General features: G+C 65.8%; 15 protein-coding genes. 9 read left to right on the plus strand and 6 right to left on the minus strand.

Annotated elements, in window-relative coordinates; translation table 11 throughout:
* The first annotated feature begins 86 nt into the window (after positions 1-86).
* From ABIC76_RS21405 to ABIC76_RS21420, 4 genes are all read left to right on the plus strand, one after another.
* Complete coding sequence (locus tag ABIC76_RS21405; RefSeq protein WP_102067265.1) at positions 87-1175, plus strand: ABC transporter ATP-binding protein; 1089 nt, start codon at positions 87-89, stop codon at positions 1173-1175.
* A 71-nt stretch (positions 1176-1246) separates the two neighbouring features.
* Complete coding sequence (locus ABIC76_RS21410) at positions 1247-2287, plus strand: ABC transporter substrate-binding protein (protein ID WP_102067266.1); 1041 nt, start codon at positions 1247-1249, stop codon at positions 2285-2287.
* Between the two features lie 103 nt (positions 2288-2390).
* Positions 2391-3659, plus strand: coding sequence for an ABC transporter permease (locus ABIC76_RS21415; RefSeq protein ID WP_343549538.1), 1269 nt, complete (start codon positions 2391-2393; stop codon positions 3657-3659).
* A 16-nt stretch (positions 3660-3675) separates the two neighbouring features.
* The gene (locus ABIC76_RS21420) at positions 3676-4512 is read left to right on the plus strand and encodes an ABC transporter permease (RefSeq protein ID WP_316887878.1); all 837 of its coding nucleotides are present in this window, start codon (positions 3676-3678) and stop codon (positions 4510-4512) included.
* Between the two features lie 781 nt (positions 4513-5293).
* On the opposite strand, the gene ABIC76_RS21425 is transcribed toward ABIC76_RS21420, so the two are convergent.
* On the minus strand, positions 5294-6058 hold the full coding sequence (locus ABIC76_RS21425) for an SDR family NAD(P)-dependent oxidoreductase (protein WP_343549536.1): 765 nt from the start codon (positions 6056-6058) through the stop codon (positions 5294-5296).
* 131 nt (positions 6059-6189) lie between these two features.
* Here ABIC76_RS21425 and ABIC76_RS21430 point away from each other — a divergent pair, with 131 nt between their 5' ends.
* Together ABIC76_RS21430 and ABIC76_RS21435 are read left to right on the plus strand one after the other, a co-directional pair.
* Positions 6190-7116, plus strand: a complete 927-nt coding sequence (locus ABIC76_RS21430) for a LysR family transcriptional regulator (RefSeq protein ID WP_354535173.1) — start codon at positions 6190-6192, stop codon at positions 7114-7116.
* Positions 7117-7185: 69 nt separating this feature from the next.
* Entirely contained in the window at positions 7186-8424 is a 1239-nt protein-coding gene (locus ABIC76_RS21435; protein ID WP_354535174.1) for a serine hydrolase domain-containing protein, read from the plus strand.
* Between the two features lie 9 nt (positions 8425-8433).
* On the opposite strand, the gene ABIC76_RS21440 is transcribed toward ABIC76_RS21435, so the two are convergent.
* From ABIC76_RS21440 to ABIC76_RS21455, 4 genes are all read right to left on the minus strand, one after another.
* Positions 8434-9327 (minus strand): transporter substrate-binding domain-containing protein, encoded by an 894-nt coding sequence (locus ABIC76_RS21440; protein ID WP_354535175.1) that lies wholly within the window; start codon positions 9325-9327, stop codon positions 8434-8436.
* Between the two features lie 192 nt (positions 9328-9519).
* Positions 9520-13893: an autotransporter-associated beta strand repeat-containing protein gene (locus tag ABIC76_RS21445; protein WP_354535176.1), complete on the minus strand. Its 4374-nt coding sequence runs from the start codon at positions 13891-13893 to the stop codon at positions 9520-9522.
* A gap of 292 nt (positions 13894-14185) precedes the next feature.
* A complete protein-coding gene (gene purL / locus ABIC76_RS21450) occupies positions 14186-18292 on the minus strand; it encodes a phosphoribosylformylglycinamidine synthase (protein WP_354535177.1) in 4107 nt (1368 codons plus the stop codon).
* Positions 18293-18440: 148 nt separating this feature from the next.
* Positions 18441-19010, minus strand: coding sequence for a winged helix DNA-binding protein (locus tag ABIC76_RS21455; RefSeq protein WP_004626997.1), 570 nt, complete (start codon positions 19008-19010; stop codon positions 18441-18443).
* 86 nt (positions 19011-19096) lie between these two features.
* Here ABIC76_RS21455 and ABIC76_RS21460 point away from each other — a divergent pair, with 86 nt between their 5' ends.
* A complete protein-coding gene (locus tag ABIC76_RS21460) occupies positions 19097-20692 on the plus strand; it encodes an NAD(P)H-hydrate dehydratase (protein ID WP_354535178.1) in 1596 nt (531 codons plus the stop codon).
* Positions 20693-20763: 71 nt separating this feature from the next.
* The gene (pgi, locus tag ABIC76_RS21465; protein WP_354535179.1) at positions 20764-22383 is read left to right on the plus strand and encodes a glucose-6-phosphate isomerase; all 1620 of its coding nucleotides are present in this window, start codon (positions 20764-20766) and stop codon (positions 22381-22383) included.
* 9 nt (positions 22384-22392) lie between these two features.
* On the opposite strand, the gene ABIC76_RS21470 is transcribed toward pgi, so the two are convergent.
* Positions 22393-23103 (minus strand): ABC transporter ATP-binding protein, encoded by a 711-nt coding sequence (locus ABIC76_RS21470; protein WP_354535180.1) that lies wholly within the window; start codon positions 23101-23103, stop codon positions 22393-22395.
* Between the two features lie 73 nt (positions 23104-23176).
* Here ABIC76_RS21470 and ABIC76_RS21475 point away from each other — a divergent pair, with 73 nt between their 5' ends.
* Complete coding sequence (locus ABIC76_RS21475; protein WP_354535285.1) at positions 23177-23785, plus strand: arylesterase; 609 nt, start codon at positions 23177-23179, stop codon at positions 23783-23785.
* The last annotated feature ends 71 nt before the right edge of the window (positions 23786-23856 follow it).

Here is a 23856-nt window from a genome sequence, read left to right on the forward strand (position 1 = left end):
ACGGGGAGCGTGGGGCACGCCAGCAAATGCCGCCTGCAGCCGACAGCGCTCAGCCCGATGACCGACATGGTATGGAGGAAGCAGCAATGAAGACCGACGACGTGATCGTCAGCTTTCGCGGTGTACGCAAGACGTATGACGGCGAGACCCTCGTGGTCAAGCACCTGGACCTGGACATCTACCAGGGCGAGTTCCTCACCCTGCTCGGCCCCTCCGGCTCGGGCAAGACCACATGCCTGATGATGCTGGCCGGGTTTGAATTCCCGACCGGCGGCGAGATCCGCCTCGAAGGCGCGCTGCTCAACAATGTGCCGCCGCACAAGCGCAACATCGGCATGGTGTTCCAGAACTACGCGCTGTTTCCGCACATGACGGTGGCGCAGAACGTCGAATACCCGCTGACCGTGCGCAAATTGCCCGCCGCCGAGCGTGCCGAGCGCGTGCACAAGGCCCTGCAGATGGTGCGCATGGAAGGCTTTGCCAAGCGCTATCCGGCGCAGCTCTCCGGCGGCCAGCAGCAGCGCATTGCACTGGCCCGCGCGCTGGTGTTCGAGCCCAAGCTCGTGCTGATGGACGAACCGCTGGGCGCGCTCGACAAGCAACTGCGTGAACACATGCAGTACGAGTTGAAATCGCTGCACGAAAAGCTGGGCGTGACCTTCGTCTACGTGACGCACGACCAGGGCGAGGCGCTCACCATGTCCGACCGCGTCGCCGTGTTCGACAAGGGCATCGTGCAGCAGCTCGACACGGTAGACAGCCTCTACGAGCGCCCCTGCAACGAGTTCGTCGCCAACTTCATCGGCGACAGCAACACGCTGCGCGGCACCGTCACCCGCGTTGACGGCGAGTACTGCGAACTGCAGCTCAACGACGGCGCCCGCGTGGTCGGCCGCAACGTGGCCGGCGCCAATGTCGGGGCCACGGCCACGGGGTGCATCCGCCCCGAACGCATGCGCCTGGCCGAGGGCGCCTCCGCCGCCGGCAACGCGATCACCGGGCAGACGCGCGGCCTCGTCTACTTTGGCGACCACGTGCGCATGCGCTGCGCCCTGCCCGACCAACCCGAATGTTTCGTGAAGGTGCCGCTGGGCACGCGCGCGCTTGAAGGCTTCGCACCGGGCGCGCCGATCCAGCTGGAGTTCGCCCCGGAACACCTGCGCGTTTTTGCATGACGCACGCGGGCAGCCCTGCCCGCATGCCACGACCACACGTTGTACCCACACGCCAATAAGAGGAGCCAGGAATGAAACACACCACAAAGACGCGTCTGTCCGTGCTTGCCGGCGCGTTCGCCATTGCGTTCGGCGCGCATGCAGCGGAAATCACCGTCGTGAACTTCGGCGGCGCCAATGGCGACGCGCAGAAGGCGGCCTTCAACAAGCCGTTCGAGGCACAGACCAACAACAAGGTCACCGTGGTCGAGTACAACGGCGAGCAGGCCAAGATCAAGGCCATGGTCGAAGCCAAGCACGTCAACTGGGACGTGGTGGAAGTCGAATCCGGCGACATCGGCCGTGGCTGCGACGAAGGCCTGTTCGAGAAGCTCGACTGGAGCAAGATCGCCAAGAAGACCGACCTGATCCCGGAAGCGCCGCAAACTTGCGGCGTGGGCTTCTTCGTGTGGTCCACCGCGCTGGCCTACAACGCCGACAAGCTCAAGACCGCCCCCAAGGGCTGGGCCGATTTCTGGGACGTGAAGACCTTCCCGGGCAAGCGCGGCATGCGCAAGGGCGCGCGCTACAACCTCGAATTCGCGCTGATGGCCGACGGCGTGCCGGTCAAGGATGTCTACAAGGTGCTGGCCACCAAGGACGGCCAGAACCGCGCGTTCAAGAAGCTCGATCAGATCAAGCCGTACATCCAGTGGTGGGAAGCCGGCGCACAGCCGCCGCAGTTCCTGGTGGCGGGTGACGTGGTGATGTCCACCGCCTTCAACGGCCGCATCGACGCTGCGCAGCGCGAAGGCAAGAACCTCAAGGTGGTGTGGAACGGCAGCATCTACGACCTCGACTACTGGGCCATCCCGAAGGGCTCGCCCAACAAGGCCCTGGCCGAGCAGTACATCGCGTACACGCTGTCGCAGAAGCCGCAGCAGGAATACGCCAAGCACATCGCGTACGGCCCGGCCAACGTGGCCGCCATCAAGGCGCTCGACGCCAAGACGCAGGCCAACATGCCGAACTCGCCCGAGAACAGCAAGAACGCGGTGCTGCAGAACCTGCAGTTCTGGACCGACCACGGCGACGAGCTGGAGCAGCGCTTCGCCTCGTGGGCGTCGAAGTAACCGCATCGCGGTGTAACGCAGTGACCGCGCGGATGCCCTGCAGCTTTGGCAAGGCATCCGCCGGACGAATTCCCGTAGCGATGGCGAGGCAGCATTGAACACCATGACGATCGCGGCTGAATCGGTTCCGGAATCGACGGCCAAACTCAAACGCGAATTGAAGAGCGCTGAGGCGCGCAGGCGTGCCATGGCGCTGGCGCTGGTGGCGCCGCTCGCCATCTTCCTGCTGCTGATCTTTGTCGTGCCGATCGGCGCCCTGCTCACACGCGCCGTGCAGAACCCCGAGGTGGCCGACGCGCTGCCCAAAACCGTCGTCGCCCTGAAGGGCTGGGACCGCAAGAGCCCGCCGGCCGACGCCGCCTACGCCGCCCTCGCCGCCGACCTCACGACCGTGAGCGAAGGCGAAGCGATGGGTGCACTGGCGCGCCGGCTCAACACTGAAATCCCGGGTTTCCGCTCGCTAGTGGCCAAGACCGCGCGCGCCATGCCGCTGGCCGATGACCAGGGCAAGGCATTGACGCTCACGCCCGGCCAGACGCGCGCCAAGCTGCTCGAAGTCGACGAGCGCTGGGGCGATGTCACGTACTGGCAGGCCATCGCCAAGAACAGCAGCCGCACGTCGCCGTTCTACCTGCTGGCCGCGCTGGACCACCGGCAAGACGCCTTCGGCCACATCGAAGCCACCGACCCCGACGAGCAGATCTACGTGACGGTGTTCGTGCGCACCTTCGTCATCAGCGCGATGGTGACGCTGTTCGCACTGCTGCTGGGCTATCCGCTCTCGTACTGGATTGCCTCGCTGCCAGAGCGCCGCGCCAACCTCGTCATGGTGATGGTGCTGATCCCGTTCTGGACGTCCATCCTCGTGCGCGTGGCGGCGTGGATCGTGCTCCTGCAGACCGAAGGCCTGATCAACCACGGCCTGATCGACCTCGGCATCATCAAGGAGCCCCTGGCGCTGCTGTTCAACCGCGTGGGCGTGTACATCTCGATGACGCACATCCTGCTGCCGTTCATGATCCTGCCGCTGTACAGCGTGATGAAGTCGATCCCGCCCACGTACCAGCGCGCGGCCGTGTCGCTGGGCAGCCATCCATTTGCCGCGTTCTGGCGCGTGTATGTGCCGCAGACGTATCCAGGCATCGGCGCCGGCGCGCTGCTGGTGTTCATCCTGGCGCTCGGCTACTACATCACCCCCGCGCTGCTGGGCGGGCCGAACGATCAGATGGTCAGCTACTACGTGGCCTACTTCACCAACGTCACGATCAACTGGGGCATGGCGTGCGCGCTGGGTGCGCTGCTGTTGCTGGCCACGCTCGTGCTGTACGCCGTGTATGGACGCTTTACGCGGCCCAAGGTCCGCGTTGGTTGAACGGAGCCCATCGAACATGAAACTCGCCAAACCGATGTTCGCCCCGCACACCTCGCTCATCGAGCGCGTCTGGTACTTCGCATTGCGCGGCCTGGCCGTGCTGACGCTGCTGTACCTTGTGCTGCCGGTGCTGGTGATCGTGCCGCTGTCGTTCTCGTCGAGCACGTTCCTCTCGTACCCGATTCCGAGCTATTCACTGCGTTGGTATCAGAACCTCGTCACGTCCGACGAATGGCGCATGGCGGCCAAGAACAGCTTCATCGTCGCCCCCGCCGCCACGATCGTCGCAACGGTGCTCGGCACCCTGGCCGCCATCGGGCTGAACAAGGCGGACTTCCGCGGCAAGGGCCTGCTGATGGCGGTGCTGGTGTCGCCGATGATCGTGCCCGTGGTGGTCGTAGGCGTCGGCATGTACCTGTTCTTCGCGCCGCTGGGCCTGGCCAACACGTATATCGGGCTGATCCTCGCGCATGCGGCGCTGGGGGTGCCGTTTGTGGTGACGACGGTGCTGGCGACGCTGCAAGGGTTCAATCACAACCTCGTGCGGGCGAGCCTGTCGCTGGGTGCCAACCCGGTCATGACGTTCTTCCGCATCACCCTGCCCGTCATTGCACCGGGCGTGATTTCGGGGGCGCTGTTTGCCTTTGCTACATCGTTTGATGAGGTGGTGGTGACGCTCTTCCTGGCGGGGGCGGATCAGGTCACGCTGCCGCGTCAGATGTTCACGGGTATTCGCGAAAACATCTCGCCGACGATTGCGGCGCTGGCGACGATTCTGATTGTGTTTTCGACGTGTCTGCTGTTGACGTTTGAGTGGCTGCGGGGGCGGGCTGCGGCTAAGGCGGTGGCGTAAGGGTTGTTGGTTTTGGGTTGTTTCTTGTGGTGCATCCCTTGTTTCATCCCCTGCCGGGGCTGACTCACTTTCTTTGTCTTGCCAAAGAAAGTAAGCAAAGAAAGGCGCGCCCGATGCGGCGAAAGACTCCTTGAATTTATGTCGCAAGGAGGGGAAGGGAAAAACTCGCTTCGCTCAGACAGTTTCCCTTCCTTTTTCCTCCTTGCAACAGAAATTCAAGGCGCCGCATAGGGCAGGAAGTCAGAGGCCAAACCATCGATCACCCGTGCAGCAGGAACCACCAACACAACGCGAAGCAAAGCGAGCAACACCGCAACGAATAAGAACCACCTAGGTCAGTGCACAGATTGTGTGGCCGTACCCTGCCCTTGATGGCGCCTTGGATTTTTGTAAGCGGGCGGAAAAAAGACGGGGAACTGTCTGAGCGCAGCGAGTTTTCCCCGTCTCCGCCCGGTTACAAAAATCCAAGGGGAAGTCGCCATCTCGGGCGCGCCTTTCTTTGCTTACTTTCTTTGGCAAGACAAAGAAAGTAAGTCGCCCCCGGCAGGGGGAGAAACAAGAGATACGCCGCCGCGCCAAGCCCCAAGCTCCCACGTTCCCAGTTCTGAACTCCATGCATGGAGCTTTTTGCTCGGCGCCCCGAGCTCGGAGCTCGACGAATGGAGCTCAGAACTCGGCGCATGGAGCTCAGAACTCGGCGCATGGAGTTCAGAGCTCGGCGAATGGAGTTCAGAACCCCACAGTTGACGTTCTGAACCCCATGCGCAGGGACGTGCGCTGCTTACAGGAACATCCCGCCCGACGCCTCAATACGCTGCGCATTGATCCACCGGTTATCCGGCGACAGCAACGAGGCCACCACGCCGCCAATATCGTCCGGCACCCCAGCGCGCCCCAGCGCCGTATTGGACGCCACCATCGCATTGAGGCTCGCGTTGTCGCGCACCGCACCGCCGCCAAAGTCCGTCTCGATGGCACCCGGCGCCACCACATTCACGGCAATGCCGCGCGGGCCGAGTTCCTTCGCCAGATAGCGCGTCAGCACCTCCACCGCGCCCTTCATTGCCGCATACGCGCCGTAGCCCGGCAGCGCAAAGCGCGCGAGCCCCGACGAGATATTCACGATGCGTCCGCCGTCCGCCATGAGCGGCAGCAGGATCTGCGTGAGGAAGAACACGCCCTTGAAATGCACGTTCATCAGTTCGTCGAACTGGGCTTCGGTGGTTTCGGCCACGGCGGCATGCACGCCAACGCCGGCGTTGTTGACGAGGTAATCGAAGCGCTCGGCCTTCCACTGCGCCAGCACGCCGCGCACGGCCTCGGCAAAGGCGGGGAACGTGGCGATCTTGCCGGCGTCCAGCTGCAAGGCGGCGGCGCGGCGGCCCTGGGCAGTCAGTTCAGCGACGAGGGCATCGGCTTCCGCGCGGTTGGTGCGATAGGTGAAGATCACGTCGGTGCCGCGCTGGGCCAGCTTCTGCACCATGTTCTTGCCAAGGCCGCGGCTGCCGCCGGTGACGATCGCGATGGGGGTATGGGTCTGCGTCATGTTTGCTCTCCGGTTGGATTTGAGATGGGTGTCGAACACCGTGAGAGCATGGTATTGGGCGATAAACAAAGAATAAATCTCGCTTATCCTATCGGTGTGTTTGCCCACAGATAACAATCAACCCACCCGCCATGTCCACCAACCGACTCGAAGCCATGCAGATCTTTGTGCGCGTGGCTGAACTTGCCAGCTTCACGCGCGCGGCAGAAGCGTTGAGCATTCCCAAGCCGGCCGCCTCGGTGGCGGTGCAGCAGCTGGAAACGATGCTCGGCACGCGCCTGCTGCACCGGACCACCCGCAAGGTGCAGCTCACGCAGGATGGCCAGACGTTCTACGAGCGCTGCCAAGACCTGCTGGCCGACATGGACGAGCTACAGACGATGTTCCGCCAGAGCCCGCAAGCGCTGCGCGGCCGCCTGCGCGTCGACATGCCGGTCGGCGTTGCACGCCGCATCGTCATCCCGGCCCTGCCCGCACTGCTCGATGCGCACCCCGAGCTGGAAATTGAACTCTCCAGCACCGACCGCCGTGTGGACCCGGTGCGCGAAGGCTTCGACTGCGTACTGCGCATCGGCACCCTGACCGACAGCAGCCTCATCGCCCGCCCGCTCGGCCAGTTGCATCAGGTGAACTGCGCCAGCCCGGCCTACATCGCGCGCTATGGCATGCCGAAAACACTCGACGACCTCGACCACCATCGCATCGTCCATTACGTGCAGACGCTGGGGACGAAATCGCCGGGGTGGGAATACACGGTCAATGGCCGCTCGGCGTTCCGGCCGATGAAGGGCGCGGTGACCGTCAGCTCGGCCGAGAGCTACGACGCAGCGTGCCGCGCGGGGCTGGGGATGATCCAGGCGCCGGTGTACGCGGGGCTGTCGTCGGCGATTGCGGACGGCACGCTCATCGACGTCATGCCTGACTTCCGGCCGCCGCCGATGCCGGTGTCGCTGGTGTACCCCAACCGGCGAAACCTGCCGGTTCGGGTGCAGGTCTTCATGAGCTGGATGAGCGAGTTGCTGGCGCCGTATCTGGAACCGCTGGGCACGAATGCGTAGACGCACTGCCTTGCGGCCGGTGTAGTCTCACGGCTTGCCGCAGCCAGCAACCTCACCCCTGCCCCGGTCATGAAAGCTTTCCGATATTGCGCAACGTGCGCGCTGCTCGCCTGCAGCGTCGCTGCCGCTTCTCCCGATGAAGATCGACTCGGGAAGGCGCAAGGCTATCCGCTTGCGCCAAGCGCCGCACGCATCCACGAGGCGCAGTACATCGTGGGAGCCTTCAGCGGCATGGACCGCATCTCGCCGTCTTGCGACCTGGCGCCGGCCGACCAACCGGTGCAGTTCAAGATCGCAGACAAGGAGGCGGATGTCCGGTATCGCTTCCGCAACCATGACTACACGCTGGCCGACTACATGGAGCATCAGCGCGTAACCGCTGTGTTGATCGTTCAGGACGGCGTCATCCTGGCCGAACATTACGGCTACGACCGCACGCGCGACATGCGCATGCTGTCCAACTCGATGGCCAAAACGCTGGTTGCACTCGCCATCGGCAAGGCGCTGGAGGATGGAAGCCTGCGCTCGCTGGAGGATCGTGTGGACCACTACGTGCCGGAGTTGGCGGGCACGCTGTACGGTGGAACGCGCATCGTCGATCTGCTGCGCATGGCCTCCGGTGCGAAGTACGTCGAGGACTACACCCCCACTGACGACCGTGCACGTTTTCTCAAGACGGCAGCAAAGCAAGGCGTGCTGGCGGCCGCGGCCCAGGTCAACGAGCGCGCCGACGCGCCGGGCACGCGCTTCAACTATGCCGGCGCGCAAACCGAAGTGTTGGCGCTCGTGCTGCAAGCGGCGACGCACCGCAGCCTGTGCGACTTCGTTGACGACAAGCTATGGAAGCCGATGGGGGCCGAAGCCAAGGCGACCTACCTCCTGCGCCAATCCGACAGATCGGCGTTTGCCCAAGGCGGCTTCAATGCAACGGCGCGGGACTACGCGCGCCTCGGGTCCATGCTGGCCAACGATGGCGTGGTGCAAGGCCGGCAAGTCGTGCCGCGCGACTTCCTGCTCGACATGACCGACGCAGCGCGCCAGCCTGATGCCTTTCGCCCGGGGCAGATGACGTATCACGGCAGCCGCTATTACGGTTACGGCTTCCAGGTCTGGCTCCTGCCGGGACAAGCACGGCGATTCGTGCTGCTCGGCATCCATGGACAGGCGATCTACGTGGACCCGCAATCCAGGCTCACCATGGTCCATCTTGCGGTGGGCCAGGACGCGGCCGGCGATGCGAGCGGCGCGCACCTGGGCGCCGAGCGGGAGGCGTTGTGGCGCGGTGTCGTCGAGAAGTTTGGTCGCTAGCGAGGGCGATCACAGCGCCGGCTTGTCGCTGCGCTTTTTCAGGTTGGCGCGCAGCGCATCGCTCATCGGCATGTCGAGGTTTGCCCCGGCCGGCGGAATGGGCGACTCGAACCACTTCTTGTACAGCGCGGTGAACTCGCCGGACTTCATGAGGCGTTTGATGGTGGCATCGACGAGCCGCTTGAAGGCGGGGTCGTCCTTGCGGACCATGCATGCATACGGCTCGACCTGCAGGGTTTCCGCCACGACGTCGAGCGCCGCGGGATTCGCGGAGTTGGCGCGCAGCCCATACAGCAGCACGTCATCGAGCGCCAATGCCGATGCGCGGCCGGTTTCGACAAGCTTGAGCGCGTCCGCATAGTCCTTGCCCGGAATGATCTGGACGTCGATGTTGTGTTCGACAGCAAACTTCTTGAGCACCTTTTCGTTCGTGCTGCCGGCTGTGCTGGCGACGGTCTTGCCGGCCAGGTCCGTGTAGTTCTTGATGCCCGAATCGCGCTTGGTCAGGAGGCGCGTTCCTGCATAGAAGAAGTTGATTGAGAAGGCCACCTCCTTGCCGCGCGCGCTGGTGTTGGTGGTCGATCCGCATTCGAGGTCGTAGGTGCCGTTGACGAGCAACGGAATCCGATTCGTGCCGGTGACGGGAATCGCGTCGACCTGCAGAGACGGCTTCTTCAACCGGGCACGCACATCGTCGACGATGGCTTGCGTCAGATCGACGGAAAACCCGACAGCCCTGTTCGGGCCCAGCAAGTAGCTGAACGGAACCGCCGCTTCCCGATAGCCAACCGTGATCTTGTCCGCCGCGGCGATCTTTTCCAGCGTCTGCGCGTGGATGCCCTGCGCAGCCACCGTTAGGCCCGCCACGACGAGCGTGGAAGCGAGTGTGCGTACCGTGTTCATGTGCGTCTCCGTGGATGCGTCCCGCGCTCTGCTACAGCCCCTCTCTACGGAATCTAGACGCCATGCCGTTCTTGCCATTGACGCAAGTCAACATGCCCGACACGCCTGGCAGCACGCACAAGAAAAAACGCGCCGAGTTGCCCCGGCGCGTTTTCGTGGATGGCCGCGTGCGCATCGGCACGCTGTGCCACGTCAGAACTTGTGGTTGACCCGCACATACGCAGACTGCGCAGACACGTGGCTCGTATTAATGGTGGCATCCACGCCCAAGGACACCGTGGTCGCCTTGGCCGCCTGAAGCGTGACGCTCGCTCCCGTCGTCAGGAACGAACGGGGCAGATCGGTGCCCGGGGCCGCGAACACGGTGTCGTCCTGGCTCTGCACCTGGACGACGCGGCCAGCGTTCATCAGCTCGTGCGCATAGCCCAGGCGAAGCTGCACGTTGACCGGCCGCACATCGCCGAAGGCCTTGTCGAGCGTAACGCCCACATACGGCTGGAGGCTGCGCGCGCTGTCCGGGCCGACTTGCAGGTTCTGGCCGTTGGCGCCGTCCTCTCCGAAGCCGCTGCCGCGCACGTAGGCGTAGCGCAGGCCCAGGTGCGGCGCGAGGCGGAGGCCGCCTATCTCCATGGGCAAGCTGGCTTGCGTGGCGGCCGTGAATTCGTGCGCGAGATGGTCTCCCTCGGCGGTGCCCACGCTGCCGAACGGCCGCTTCTGCGAGAAGAAATCGAGCCCATAGCCGACCGTGGCCGACAGGTTGATGGCGCCCATCGGCTGGGCGCCGTAGAGGGCCACGCGCAACGTGTCGATGGTGCCCGATGCGCCGGTCGTGTCCTCGCCGAGCGTGGTGTGCGTGTAGCCGCCCGCCGCGCCGACGGTGGCCGCGCCCATGCGGCCCTCCGCTCCCGCCAGGAACCCGTACGCGTGCGTGAGGAAGCCCGGCGCATTGCCTGTGCCGCCCACCTTCGTGCTGGAGCCGCTGGCCGTTGCCCATACGTTGTTGGAGCCACCCAGCGTGTCTTGCGGCCCGGACAACCGGCCGAGCAGCGCGGCGTTGGCGCTTTGCGCCTGCAGCAGCGCCGTCGTGCCAAGCGCCGTGTAGATGGAGGTTTTTGTCGGGGCGACGACGGTCCCGCCACCGGGCGCACCGGGCGCCGTTGCTTCCGCGAGCAGCAGATCGACCGCATTCGTTCCGTAGTCCACCGAGGTCTGCAGCGTGCCGAGGCTGGCGCCGGCCGTTGCCGTGCTGACGTTGGCGAAGCGGCCCGTCACGCCGTTGGCCGCGCTCAGCACGGTGTAGCGGCGCGCGGTGTAGGTGCCCGGATCGAACACGATGGCAAGCGACCCGCCGAGCGCCGCGGCGCCGCCCACGCGCAGTTGCGAGGCGTCCGTCGGGCTGACCTCGATGGCGAGCGTCCCGCCCGACGCTTGCGTGTAATTGCCGCCCACGGACAGCGTTCCGATGGAGCCGCCCGGCGCGACCACCCCGCTGCTGGTCACGTCGCCCGAAACCGTGCCGTGGCCGCGCAGCGTGCCCAGCGCGTTCACCAGGACATTGCCGCCAAGCACGGCACTGGCGTTTGCCGCATCGCCGACGGCCAGCGTGCCGCCTGCCACCGTGCTCGACCCAGAGAAGCTGCTGCTGACACCGTTCAACGTGAGCGTGCCCGTGCCTTGCTTGATCAACGACCCGTTGCCGCTCAGGCTGCCGCCGAAGGCTTGGGACGAGTCGTCAGCCAGCGTCAACGCGCTGCCATTCAGCACCACGCGGCTGCCAGCGACGCCCGAGAGATGGGCGACCGTCTGGTTGGCCCCTGCCGACAGATCGAGTGCCGACGTTGCGCCCGTGAGCGCGACCGTCGTACCCGAAGCCAGGCGGCCGGCACCCGTCAACGCCAGCGTGCCGGCGTTGATCGTCGTTGCACCGCCATAGCTGTTCACGCCGGACAGCGCTTGCGTGCCGCCATTCAGCGTGAGGCCGCCCGTGCCGCCGATTGCGCCGCTGAAGGTGCCCGATGCGTTGGCCAGCGTCAGCGTCCGGCTGCCGAGGGCGACGGTGCCTGAGCCCGTCAGTGCGTTGATGGTGGCGCCGGACGTGGTCCCCGAAATATCGAACGTGCCGTTGTTCACCACGCCACTCGACGCGGCAATGCTGCCAGCGCCGGACAGCGCGAGCGTGCCACCACTGATCGTCGTTGCGCCGGTAAAGCCGTTGGCACCGGACAGCGTTTGCGCGCCGCCATTCAGCGTGAGGCCGCCCGTGCCACCGATTGCGCCGCTGAACGTGCCGGCTGCGTTAGCCAGCGTCAGCGTCCGGCCACCAAGGGCGACGATGCCCGAACCCGTCAGCGCGTTGATGGTGGCACCAGACGTCGTCCCGGAAATATCGAACGTGCCGTTGCTCACCACACCGCTGGAGGCAGCGATGCTGCCAGCGCCGGACAGCGCGAGCGTGCCGCCACTGATCGTCATTGCGCCGGTAAATCCATTGATCGCCGACAGCGTTTGCGCGCCACCGCTGACCGTGAGGCCGCCCGTCCCCCCGATCGTGCCGCTGAACGTGCCCGCTGCATTGGCAAGCGTGAGCGTCCTGCCGCCGAGGGCGACGGTGCCCGAGCCCGTCAGTGCGTTGACGGTGGCGCCGGAGGTCGTCCCCGAAATATCGAACGTGCCGTTGTTCGCCACGCCGCTCGACGCGGCAATGCTGCCAGCACCGGACAGGGCGAGCGTGCCGCCACTGATCGTCGTTGCGCCGGTAAATCCATTGATCGCCGACAGCGTTTGCGCGCCGCCGCTGACTGTGAGGCCGCCCGTCCCCCCGATCGTGCCGCTGAACGTGCCGGCTGCGTTCGCAAGCGTGAGCGTCCGGCCACCCAGGGCGACGGTGCCGGAGCCGGTTAGTGCGTTGATGGTGGCGCCGGAGGTCGTCCCCGAAATATCCAACGTGCCGTTGTTCACCACGCCGCTCGAAGCCGCGATGCTGCCGGCGCCGGACAACGCCAGCGTGCCCGCATTGATGGTGGTACTGCCGGCATAGCCCGCCGTGCCTGAGATGGTCAACGTGCCGGCCCCGGCCTGCACCAGATTGCCGGCGCCGCTGATGGTGCCGGCGTACGTCACCGCGTCGCTGCGATTGAAAGCCAGTGTGCCGTTGTTGACGATGTTGCCGGCCACCGAACCGGTGGTGCCGCCGTTGCCGATCTGCAGCGTGCCCGTGGTGATGGTGGTCGCGCCGGTGTAGGTGTTGTCGCCCGTCAGCGTGATCGTTCGACTGCCGGTCACGCCCACGCCGCCCGCGCCCGATATGACGCCTGACACCACGAGGTTCGTCGTGGTCGAATCGAGCGTGACGCGCGACGTGGCGTCGCCCAGCGTGACGTTGTTGGACAGCGAGAGGCCTGCACTGCCGGCGGTGATCTTGGCCGCCGCCCCCGCGGCCACGTCGAGGTTGCCGACGATGTTGGAACCCGTCACAAGTTGCAGCGTGTTGTTCGTCCCGTTGAACTGGATGGCTGCGGCACGCGTCACGCCGTCGCTGAACAATCCGCCGCTGATCGTGCCGCCATTGACGATGACGGCGCCGTTGGCAATGACACCCGCGCCCGCGGCACCGCCGTTGCCCGCGCCGCCGGTAATCGTGCCGACGTTGGTCAACACATTGAAGCCGGCAGCCAGATTGACGCCTGCGCCGCTGGCACCGGCCGTGCTGCCGCCGCCACCAGCAGCGCCGCCAACGCCGCCAACGATCGTCCCAATGTTGGTCACCTGGGTGCCGGAACCCAAGGTCAGCAACCCATCGCCACCGCCACCGCCGCCCCCTGGGTTTCCGCCGCCCCCTCCGTTACCGCCATTGCCGCCGACCAGCGTGCCCTGGTTGTTCACGTCGGCCGCCGGCGTCACCATCACCAGGGCAGCACCGCCGCCGCCGCCACCGCCGCCGTTGGAGGCCGGCCCCGATGTGCCGGCGCCGCCGTTTCCGCCGGCGCCACCCTGCACGGTCATGCCGCTGTTGACCGTGACGCTGGTGCCCGTGGAGTACACGCCGGCGCCACCACCACCGGCGCCGCCAGCAAAATTGAATCCGTCGAACGCCTGGCCTGCGCCGCCCTGTACGTTCGTATTGACCACCGCATCGCCAGCGAGCACCACTGCCGGCGCCCCCGCGGGGCCGTTTTGGTTGCTGTCGTTCAGGGCCCCGGTGCCGCCCGTCCCGCCTGACGTTGCGCCGCCAGGAATCTGCACCGTCGCGCCCCCGTTGCCCAGGCCCGACGAACCGCCGCCACCGCCGTTGCCGCTGCCCCCATTCCCGCTGCGGTCGGGGATGCCGGCGCCGCCGGCTGCGCTGCAGTTTGCGATCGTGCTGGGCGAGCAGGTCGCGGCCCAGCCGGGGAGCGCCGCACCGGCCAGCCCAAGCGATACGCTGATTGAGATGATGGAAGCGCGGCGACGCGCATGCGTGGTGTCGCCGCTGGCGTCAACGCCCCCGTGCGATGCCTTGGTCAGTTCCGATACCACTTGCGGAGCACGCAAGGTGCGGCTCCAGACCAGCCGATAGACCCGGTTCATGTTGATCCCCTCGTCGCATAGACCCATGGGTCGGGCGCTGATCATGGAGAGGCAGGACCGTGGCGCGAATGACCCGTTTTTTGTGTTGTCGTTCTCTGGCGCGCCGGCTGGGGTACTGCGTTTTCGGCTCATCGGCCGGGGCGCATGCGCGCGAAATATAACATTTGCCTAGGAAATATTGCCCGGGCTGTCGGTAAGGGTTGATGTCCGGCCTCGTCGTCCCTACGGAGGGGCGAAAAAAACGCGCCGAGTCGCCCCGGCGCGTTCTTCGTTTTGCTGCTGAGCGGACTGCTTACGCCATCCACTTCCGCGCGTTGCGGAACATCCGCATCCACGGGCTGCTGCCGTCGCCGGCGGCCTCCCATTCCTTCGGATGCCAGCTCATCTGCACGGCGCGGAACACGCGTTCCGGGTGCGGCATCAGCACGGTGAAGCGGCCGTCGTGCGTCGTCACCGAGGCAATGCCCTGCGGCGAGCCGTTCGGGTTCAGCGGATAGGTCTGCGTGACTTCGCCACGGTTGTCGACGTAGCGCAGGCCGACGGCGACCTTGCCGATGTCGCCCTGCTGCGAGAAGTCGGCATAGCCTTCGCCGTGCGCGACGACGATGGGGATGCGGCTGCCTTCCATGCCCGCGTAGAAGATCGACGGGGATGCCTCCACCTGCACGGTCACCAGGCGGCCTTCGTATTGCTCCGACTGGTTGCGCGTGAACTTCGGCCATGCGCCGGCGCCCGGGATGATCGGGGCGAGGTTCGCCATCATCTGGCAGCCGTTGCACACGCCCAGCGCGATCGAATCGGTGCGGTTGAAGAAAGCCGCGAACTGCTCGGCGAGCATGCTGTTGAAGAGGATCGTCTTCGCCCAGCCTTCGCCCGCGCCGAGCACATCGCCGTAGCTGAAACCGCCGCAGGCGACGAAGCCCTTGAAGCTGGCGAGGTTCGTGCGGCCCGCCAGCAGGTCGCTCATGTGGACGTCGTAGGTGTCGAAGCCGGCCTTGTCCATCGCATAGGCCATTTCGATCTGCGAGTTCACGCCCTGCTCGCGCAGGATGGCCATGCGCGGACGCGCGCCTGTGGCGATGAACGGTGCGGCCACGTCTTCCGCCAAGTCGAACGTGAGCTTGGGCGAGATGCCTGGGTCTTCAGCGTCGAGGATGCGGTCGTATTCGCTCTGCGTGCACTCGGGGTTGTCGCGCAGGCTGGCGATGCGCCAGGAGACATCCGTCCAGGTGCGTTGCAGTTCGATGCGCGACGCGCTGAACACCTTCTTGGCGTCGCGCCAGATCTCAATGTGGTCGTTAGCGTTGGGCGCGCCGATCACGTGGCTGCAACCGGCCAGGCCGTGTTCGCGCAGCACCGCAAAGACGGCGTCGCGCTGGGCCAGCGGCACCTGGATGACGGCACCGAGTTCTTCGGCAAACAGCGCGCGCAGCGTCAGGTCGGCGCGGCGGCCGGAGACTTGCTGCGCCCAGTTCTTGGCGTCGCCGTAGTCGGATTCATGCGCGCCGTCGAGCGTGAGCATGTCGACGTTGATCGACACGCCGCAGTGGCCGGCGAAGGCCATTTCGCAGACGGTCGCCCACAGGCCACCGTCGGAACGGTCGTGATACGCCAGCAGCGAACCGCTCGCGTTCAGTTGCTGGATGGCGGCGAAGAAGCGCTTGAGGTCTTCGGCGTCGTCCACGTCGGGCACGCTGTTGCCGATCTGCTCCGTGACCTGCGCCAGGATGCTGCCGCCCATGCGGTTCTTGCCGCGGCCCAGGTCGATCAGGATCAGCGTGGTGTCTGCCGGCGCGTTGGCCGATTCCACTTGCTTGAGCTGCGGCGTGAGCGTCTTGCGCACGTCCGTCACCGGGGCAAACGCCGAGACGATCAGCGAGACCGGCGCCACGACTTCCTTCGCCGCACCTTCGTCTTCCCACTTGGTGCGCATCGACAGCGAATCCTTGCCCACCGGAATGCTGATGCCCAGGGCCGGGCACAGCTCCATGCCGACCGCCTTGACGGTGTCGTACAGGCGGGCGTCTTCACCGTTCACGCCGCAGGCGGCCATCCAGTTGGCCGACAGCTTCAGTTGCGTGAGCGAGTCGATCGGTGCAGCGGCGATGTTGGTGATGGACTCGCCGATGGCCATGCGGCCCGATGCCGGTGCGTTGATGACAGCCAGCGGCGTGCGCTCGCCCATCGTCATCGCCTCGCCGGCGTAGCCCTTGTAGTCGAGCGTGGTGACGGCCACGTCGGCCACCGGCACTTGCCACGGGCCGACCATCTGGTCGCGCGTGTTCAGGCCGCCCACGGTGCGGTCGCCGATGGTGATCAGGAACGACTTGCTGGCGACGGTCGGATGACGCAGCACGTCGCGTGCGACGACTTCGAGGTCCAGACCGGTGACATCGACTTCCGGCAGTTCCTGCGCGACGCGACGCACGTCACGGTGCATGCGCGGCGGCTTGCCGAGCAGCACGTCCATCGGCATGTTGACCGGGAAGTGTTCAGGGAGATCGGCCGCAGTGTCGCTGTCGACCACTTGCAGTTGCTGCTCGTCCGTGGCGAAACCGACCACCGAGAACGGCGCCCGCTCGCGCTCGCACATGGCCTGGAAGCGCGGAAAATCGCCGGGGGCAATCGCCAGCGTATAGCGCTCCTGCGATTCGTTGCACCAGATTTCTGCCGGGCTCAGGCCGGACTCTTCCAGATGCACCTGGCGCAGGTCGAAGCGCGCGCCCTTGTCGGCACCATCGACGAGTTCCGGGAAGGCGTTGGAGATGCCACCTGCGCCCACGTCGTGGATCGACAGGATCGGGTTGTCCTCGCCCAGCGCCCAACACGCGTTGATCACTTCCTGCGCGCGGCGCTGCATTTCGGGGTTACCGCGCTGGACGGAATCGAAGTCCAGGTCGGCGGTGTTGGTGCCGGTGGCCATCGAGCTGGCAGCACCGCCGCCCATGCCGATGCGCATGCCGGGGCCGCCCAGCTGAATCAGCAGCGTGCCGGCCGGCAGCCCGTGCTTGTGCGTGTGGCCGGCGTCGATGTTGCCGATGCCGCCCGCAATCATGATCGGCTTGTGATAGCCGCGCACGGTGCCGCCGACATTCTGCTCGTAGACGCGGAAGTAGCCGCCGAGGTTGGGCCGACCGAATTCATTGTTGAACGCTGCGCCGCCGATCGGGCCTTCGATCATGATCTGCAGCGGCGAGGCGATGCGGTCAGGCTTGCCGACGGGGCCCGGTGCAGCTTCATTCGGATTGCGGTGCGCCACGGGCTGGGCGGTATCGCGCGCGTTTTCCCACGATTGCACGGCTTCCGGCAGCAGCAGGTTCGACACGGTAAAGCCGGTCAGGCCGGCCTTGGGCTTGGCGCCGCGGCCCGTCGCGCCTTCGTCGCGGATTTCACCGCCCGCGCCAGTGGACGCACCCGGGAACGGCGAAATGGCCGTCGGGTGGTTGTGCGTCTCCACCTTCATCAGCGTGTGCGTGAGGGCTTCGCGGCGGCCGTATTGCGGCACGCCCGTCTGGCCTTCCGTGCCCGCGTGCGGGAACCAGCGCTCGGCCATGCCGCCTTCCATCACGGCGGCGTTGTCCGAATACGCGACGATCGTGCCCTGCGGCGCAAGCTGGTGCGTGTTGCGGATCATCGCGAAGAGCGACTTGTCCTGCGTCTCGCCGTCAATGGTCCAGTCGGCGTTGAAGATCTTGTGGCGGCAGTGCTCGCTGTTGGCCTGCGCAAACATCATCAGCTCGACGTCGGTCGGGTTGCGTTCGAGCTTGCGGTAAGCGTCGACCAGGTAGTCGATTTCATCGTCAGACAGGGCCAGGCCCATTTCGACGTTGGCGGCTTCCAAGGCACGACGACCAGCATCCTGGCCACCGGCAATATCGACAAAGCGCAATGCCTTGGCGGGCAACACGTCGAACAGGCCGTAGCCGGCTTCGCGCGAGTCGATGACGGTTTCGGTCATGCGGTCGTGCAGATGCTCGGCAACGGCGGCGCGAGTGGCGTCGTCGAGATGCTTGGCAGCGCCGGTCAGGCTGCGAATGAGGCCCTTCTTGCACGTGACGGTGAATTCCACGCCGCGCTCGATCCGATGGATTTGCGGCAGCGCGCAGTGGCGGGCGATTTCCGTCGCCTTGCTGGCCCACGGCGAGATCGTGCCGAAGCGCGGGATGACCACGAAGCGGTCACCCTCGACATCGGCCGGGGCGGGCGAACCGTAGGTCAGCAGCGCTTGCACACGGGCGGATTCATCGGCTGACAGCGGCGTGTCGGCGGCCACGAAATGCAGGTATTGGGCACTGACGGCATCGATGTCCGGATCGATGCGCTTGAGGGTCGAAAGCAGGCGTTGCTGGCGGAAGGCGGACAGCGCGAGAGCGCCGGGAAAGCACGAGAAATGCGCCATGGTGGGCAAGGCAGGCAGTAGCTGGAAGGAGGGACTTCCCGGCGTGCGCGGGAAAACCGCTATTGTACCTTGCCCGGCCCTCGTTACCGACCCTCAAATCGGCCCGAAATGCGCCTGCCTCGGCCGGAAATTGTCGAAAACGCCCGTTTTACAACGACGTGGCGGACCGCGCCGCTTGCTCGTACAGGCCCGTCAGCACGCGCAGCAGGCGCGCCAGCTCGCCAATTTCGGCATTTTCCTCGCCGCTGGGCGAAATATTGCTGGTCAGGCATTGCTCGCGGATCTCGCGGTACCGGGCGCAGGCCTTTTCGCCGGCTTCGGTGGTCGTGTAGGTGACTTCCTTGCCGTTGCGCGTGCCCTCCACCAGATCCATCCCCTGCAGTTTCTTGAGGGAATACGTGACAAGGTGGGTGTCTTCCACATTCAGCACGAAGCAGATGTCGGCCAGGCGCTTGGCACGGCCACGGTGGTTGACGTGATGCACCACCAGCACATCGAGGAAGGTCAGGTCGCGCACACCGGCGGCGGCCATGCAGCGCACGCACCAGCGGTTGTAGGCGTTGTAGGCGGTGTTGAGCGCAAACTCGAACTCCGACAGCTCCGGACTGCGCGCCGACACCAGGTGTGACGAAGACACGATCGGCCCGCCCTTCCCTGCATCCTCATTGGCTGCGGATTGCGGCAGATCAGCTTTCGGGGTGGTCGGCGATTTGGACATTGCAACGGGCGGGGAAAGGACCGGAAACGCGGGCTATTGTAAGAGAATAGATCGTCATGTCTGCATGGATAAAAGCGTAGTTGCCCATGTCCTCACACCCTACCTGGCGCGAAATCCTGATCGACGGCGCCCTGGCCGCACACAACGGCGCCGATCTGCTGTTCGGCACGGCCGGCATCCGTGCGCTGGAAGCGGCTGCGTACCGAACCCTCGAACCCTTCACCTTGATGGCCCGAGCCGGCGAAGCCGCCGCCGACTGGCTGCAGACGCGCGTGCCACATGGGCATGTGCTGCTCGTTGCCGGCCCAGGCAACAACGGCGGCGATGCGCTCGTGGCGGCGACGGTGCTGCATCTGGCCGGGCGCGCCGTCACCCTGTGGCTTGCCGCCGACCCGGCAAAGCTGCCCGACGATGCGCGCCGCGCCTGGGCGGAGGCGTGTGCCGCGAATGTCCCGATCGAACAGCTGCACACCCCGGCTTCGGTGCCGGCCGCGACCTCCGCCATCGTCGACGGCCTGTTTGGTGTTGGACTCGCCCGGCCGTTGACGGGATTGCATGCGGCGCTGGTCGACACCATCAACGCCAGCGGATTGCCTGTGTATGCGCTGGACATTCCCTCCGGGCTGAACGGCGATACCGGCCACCCCCCCGCCCCGGATTCACCGGTGATTCAGGCGCGCGCCACCATCACGTTCCTGGCCGTCAAACCGGGCTTGCTGACGGGCGATGGTCGTGACGCCACCGGCGACATCGCGCTGGCCGACCTGCAAGCCGCGCAACCGGCTTATGACGGCGTGGTCGAAGCAGACGCCTTCGTCAACACGCCGTCACGCTGGCTCGCGCACGTGCCGCGCCGGCGGCATAACGGGCACAAGGGCACGTACGGCAGCGTGGCGATCGTGGGCGGCGCCGTGGGCATGGTCGGGGCGCCGCTGCTGTCGGCGCGCGGCGCGCTCTATCTGGGCGCGGGCAAGGTGCACGTGGCCTCGCTGGCCGCCGATGCGCCGCGTGTCGACCCTGCGCAACCGGAGTTGATGCTGCACACATGGGGCGCGCTCGATCTCGGCAGCATGCAGGCGCTGGCCGTGGGCCCTGGCATGGGCACCGGCAAGGAATCGGAAGCCGCGCTCGAGCATCTGCTGGACCGCATGCTGTCAGCGCACACGCCTGCCGTGTTCGACGCCGATGCACTGAATCTCTTTGCGAAAACGCCCGCGCTGCTCGCTCGGCTCACGCAGTTGGCCGGAAGCGGTGTGCCGTTGGTGCTGACGCCGCATCCGCTGGAAGCCGCGCGCCTGCTGCAGACCGATGCGCGCGCCGTTCAGCACGATCGGCTGGCCGCCGCCCAGGCGTTGGTCAATCGGACGGGCGCGGTGGTCGTGCTCAAAGGCTCGGGCACGATCATCGCGGCGCCGGGCATCGCGCCGGCCATCAACCCCACCGGCAACGGCGGGCTCGCCACCGGCGGCACGGGCGACGTCCTGACCGGCATGATCGGCGCACTGCTTGCGCAGGGCATGGGAGCGCGCGAAGCTGCACTCGCCGGTGTGTGGTTGCATGGTCGCGCCGCCGACGACCTGGTCCAAGCGGGCGTCGGTCCCATCGGCCTGCACGCAAGCGAGCTATGCGCGCCGGCGCGACGTGCACTCAACGCCTTGCTGGCGTCGGACGTTCGCCGATAGAAAGCCGTCATTCAGCGCCGTTATACTGCCCATTCGTTTTCCCGCACCAACCTCACGTCACATCACGCCGTATGCCCACAGCCCTACCCGCCTGGCAGTCCCTGACGCAACACGCAGAATCGATCCGCGCGACCCATATGCGCGACTGGTTTGCCGCGCCGGACGCCGAGGAACGGGTACGCGCCTTCACACTGGAAGCCGCTGGCCTGACAGTCGACTATTCAAAAAACCGCATCACCCCCGAGACGCTGGCGCTGCTGCTGCAACTGGCCGACGAGGCCGGCGTGCTCACGCTGCGCGACGCCATGCTGCGTGGCGACCGCATCAACAACACCGAGCACCGCTCCGTCTTACATGCGGCGTTGCGTGGCCGCGCGGAAGACGACTATCGCGCCGACGGCGAGCCCGTCATGCCCGAAGTGCTGCGCGTGCGCGCCCAGATGCACGACTTCGCCAACCGCGTGCATAGCGGCGCCTGGACAGGCCACTCGGGCCAGCGCATCACGGACATCGTGAACATTGGCATTGGCGGCTCAGACCTCGGCCCCCGCATGGTGTGCCGCGCCCTCGACCATCTTGCCGTGCCGCAGGTGCGCATGCATTTCGTCTCCAATGTCGACGGCACGGACTTGGCCGAAACATTGGATCATCTGAATCCGGATACCACGCTCGCCATCGTCTGCTCGAAGACGTTCACCACGCTCGAAACGATGGCGAACGCGCATAGCATGCGCCGGTGGTTTGTCGAACATGGCGTGGCGGAAGATCAGCTCAAGCACCACTTCGTCGCGGTCTCCACCAACCGCGAGGCCGTCGTGCAGTTCGGCATCGACCCGGACAACATGTTCACGTTCTGGGATTGGGTGGGCGGGCGGTTCTCGCTGTGGTCGGCGGTGGGCCTGTCGATCATGCTGGCGATCGGGCCGCAGCAGTTCGAAGCGATGCTCGATGGTGCTCGCGCGATGGATCGCCACTTTGCGACGGCCGCGCCACGCGAAAACCTGCCGCTCATTCTCGGGATGCTGTCTGTCTGGTATCGCGGCTTCTTCGATGCGGCGAGTGCATGCACGGTGCCCTACTGCGCGCCGCTGGAACTGCTGACCGACTTCATGCAGCAGCTCGAGATGGAAAGCAACGGCAAATCGGTCCAGCGCAACGGCGCGGCCATCGATACCGACACCGGCCCGATCGTCTGGGGCACCGCCGGCACCAACGGGCAGCATGCGTATTTCCAGTTGATCCACCAGGGTTCGCAGATCGTGCCGGTGGATTTCATCACCACGCTCGAGCCGGTGCGCAACCTGCCTGGCCACCACGCCAAACTGCTTGCCAACTGCTTCGCGCAGGGCGAGGCGCTGCTGCTCGGGCGCACCGCCGATGAAGTCCGCGCGGGCGGCGTCACCGACGAAGCGCTGGTGCCGCATATGGTGTTCGAAGGCAATCGCCCGAGCACGACCATCCTGATGGGACGGCTGGACGCTGCCTCACTCGGCGCGCTCATCGCCTGCGCCGAGCACCGCACCTTCGTGCAGGGCGCGGTGTGGAACATCAACTCGTTCGATCAGTGGGGCGTGGAGCTTGGCAAGAAACTCGCCAAGCCGATTCAGGCAGAGCTGGAAGGTGCACCGGCCTCGGTGGCGCATGACGCATCGACGGCGGCTTTGATCCGCCGCGCCAAAGTCGCGCTCTGACGCAAACGTTCAGAGTTCGGTGACGATCTCGTCGCCGACGAGATGCCCGGCTTCGATGGTGAGAATGCGGCTGCAACGGGCCGCGACGGAGCGGTCGTGCGTCACCAGCACGAGCGTGGAGCCGGCACTGCGGTTGAGTTCAAACATCAGTGCGATCACGGCCTCGCCGGTGGCAGTGTCGAGACTGCCGGTCGGCTCGTCGGCAAAAAGAATGTCGGGCTCGGTCACAAACGCGCGTGCCAGAGCCACGCGCTGTTGCTCGCCGCCCGATAATGTCTTCGGATAGTGCGACAGCCGTGCGCCGAGGCCGACGCTCTCCAGCAGCACCGTGGCGCGACGGCGCATTTCAGCGGTGCTCACATCGCCCTGCAATTCCAGCGGCAACATCACGTTCTCGAGCGCCGTCAGGTGCGGCAGCAGCTGGAACGATTGGAAGACAAAGCCGACGTGGCTGCCGCGCACGGTGGCACGGCCATCCTCGTCCAGTTTGAACAGGTCGTTGCCCAGCAGCTTGACCGAGCCCGATGTCGGCAAGTCCAGTCCGGCGAGCAACCCGAGCAGCGTCGATTTGCCCGAACCGGACGCGCCAACAATCGCCAATGTTTCGCCCATTTCCACACGGAAGGCAACATCGCTCAGAATAGGCAACTCACCGGTGGCATCGCGCACAGTCTTGTGCAGCGAATCGACTTCAATCACCCAGGTAGCGGAAGACGACATGATTGGACGGGTTGGTAGTAGAAGGCGCAGCGTGAAGTGGCTTGCAGCGGCGTTCGGCTGCGCAGTGTTCGGCATGCTGCCGTTCGCACAGACGGCTGTAGCACAAGGCGCGCCGGCATCGCATCGCGTGGTGGTGCTGGGTGACAGCCTGTCGGCAGGATACGGCCTGGCGCAAGGCACAGGCTGGGTCGCGTTGCTCGACAGGCGCCTCAAAGAACGGAAGCCCGATTATAGCGTTGCCAATGCCAGCATCAGCGGCGACACCACGGCCGGCGGCCGCTCGCGCCTGCCCGCCGTGCTGGCCCGCGAAAAGCCCTCCATCGTGATTCTGGAACTGGGCGGTAACGACGCGCTTCGCGGCCTGTCGCTCGCCTCCAGCGAAGCCAACATGAAGGCGATGATCGAAGCATCGCAAGCCGCAGGCGCGAAGGTGTTGCTGGTTGGCATGCGCATCCCGCCCAACTACGGCCCGGATTACAGCGAGCGTTTCTTCGCCATGTTCGGCAAGCTGGCGCAGCAGTACAAGCTGCCGCTGGTGCCGTTCCTGCTGGAAGGCGTTGCGCAACGCCCCGACTGGTTCCAGGAAGATCGCATCCATCCCATTGCCGCAGCGCAGCCAACGATGCTGGATAACGTATGGCCCAAACTGGAACCTCTCCTTAAAGCCCGGGTCGGAAGATGATGCTTCTGCCGCACCGATTGCGTCATCCGGCGCATCCGATTCTCTACTCCGGCACGGCGGCCACCTCTCAC

It is taken from the genome of Ralstonia sp. 1138, assembly GCF_040544795.1.
Taxonomy (GTDB): domain Bacteria; phylum Pseudomonadota; class Gammaproteobacteria; order Burkholderiales; family Burkholderiaceae; genus Ralstonia; species Ralstonia flatus.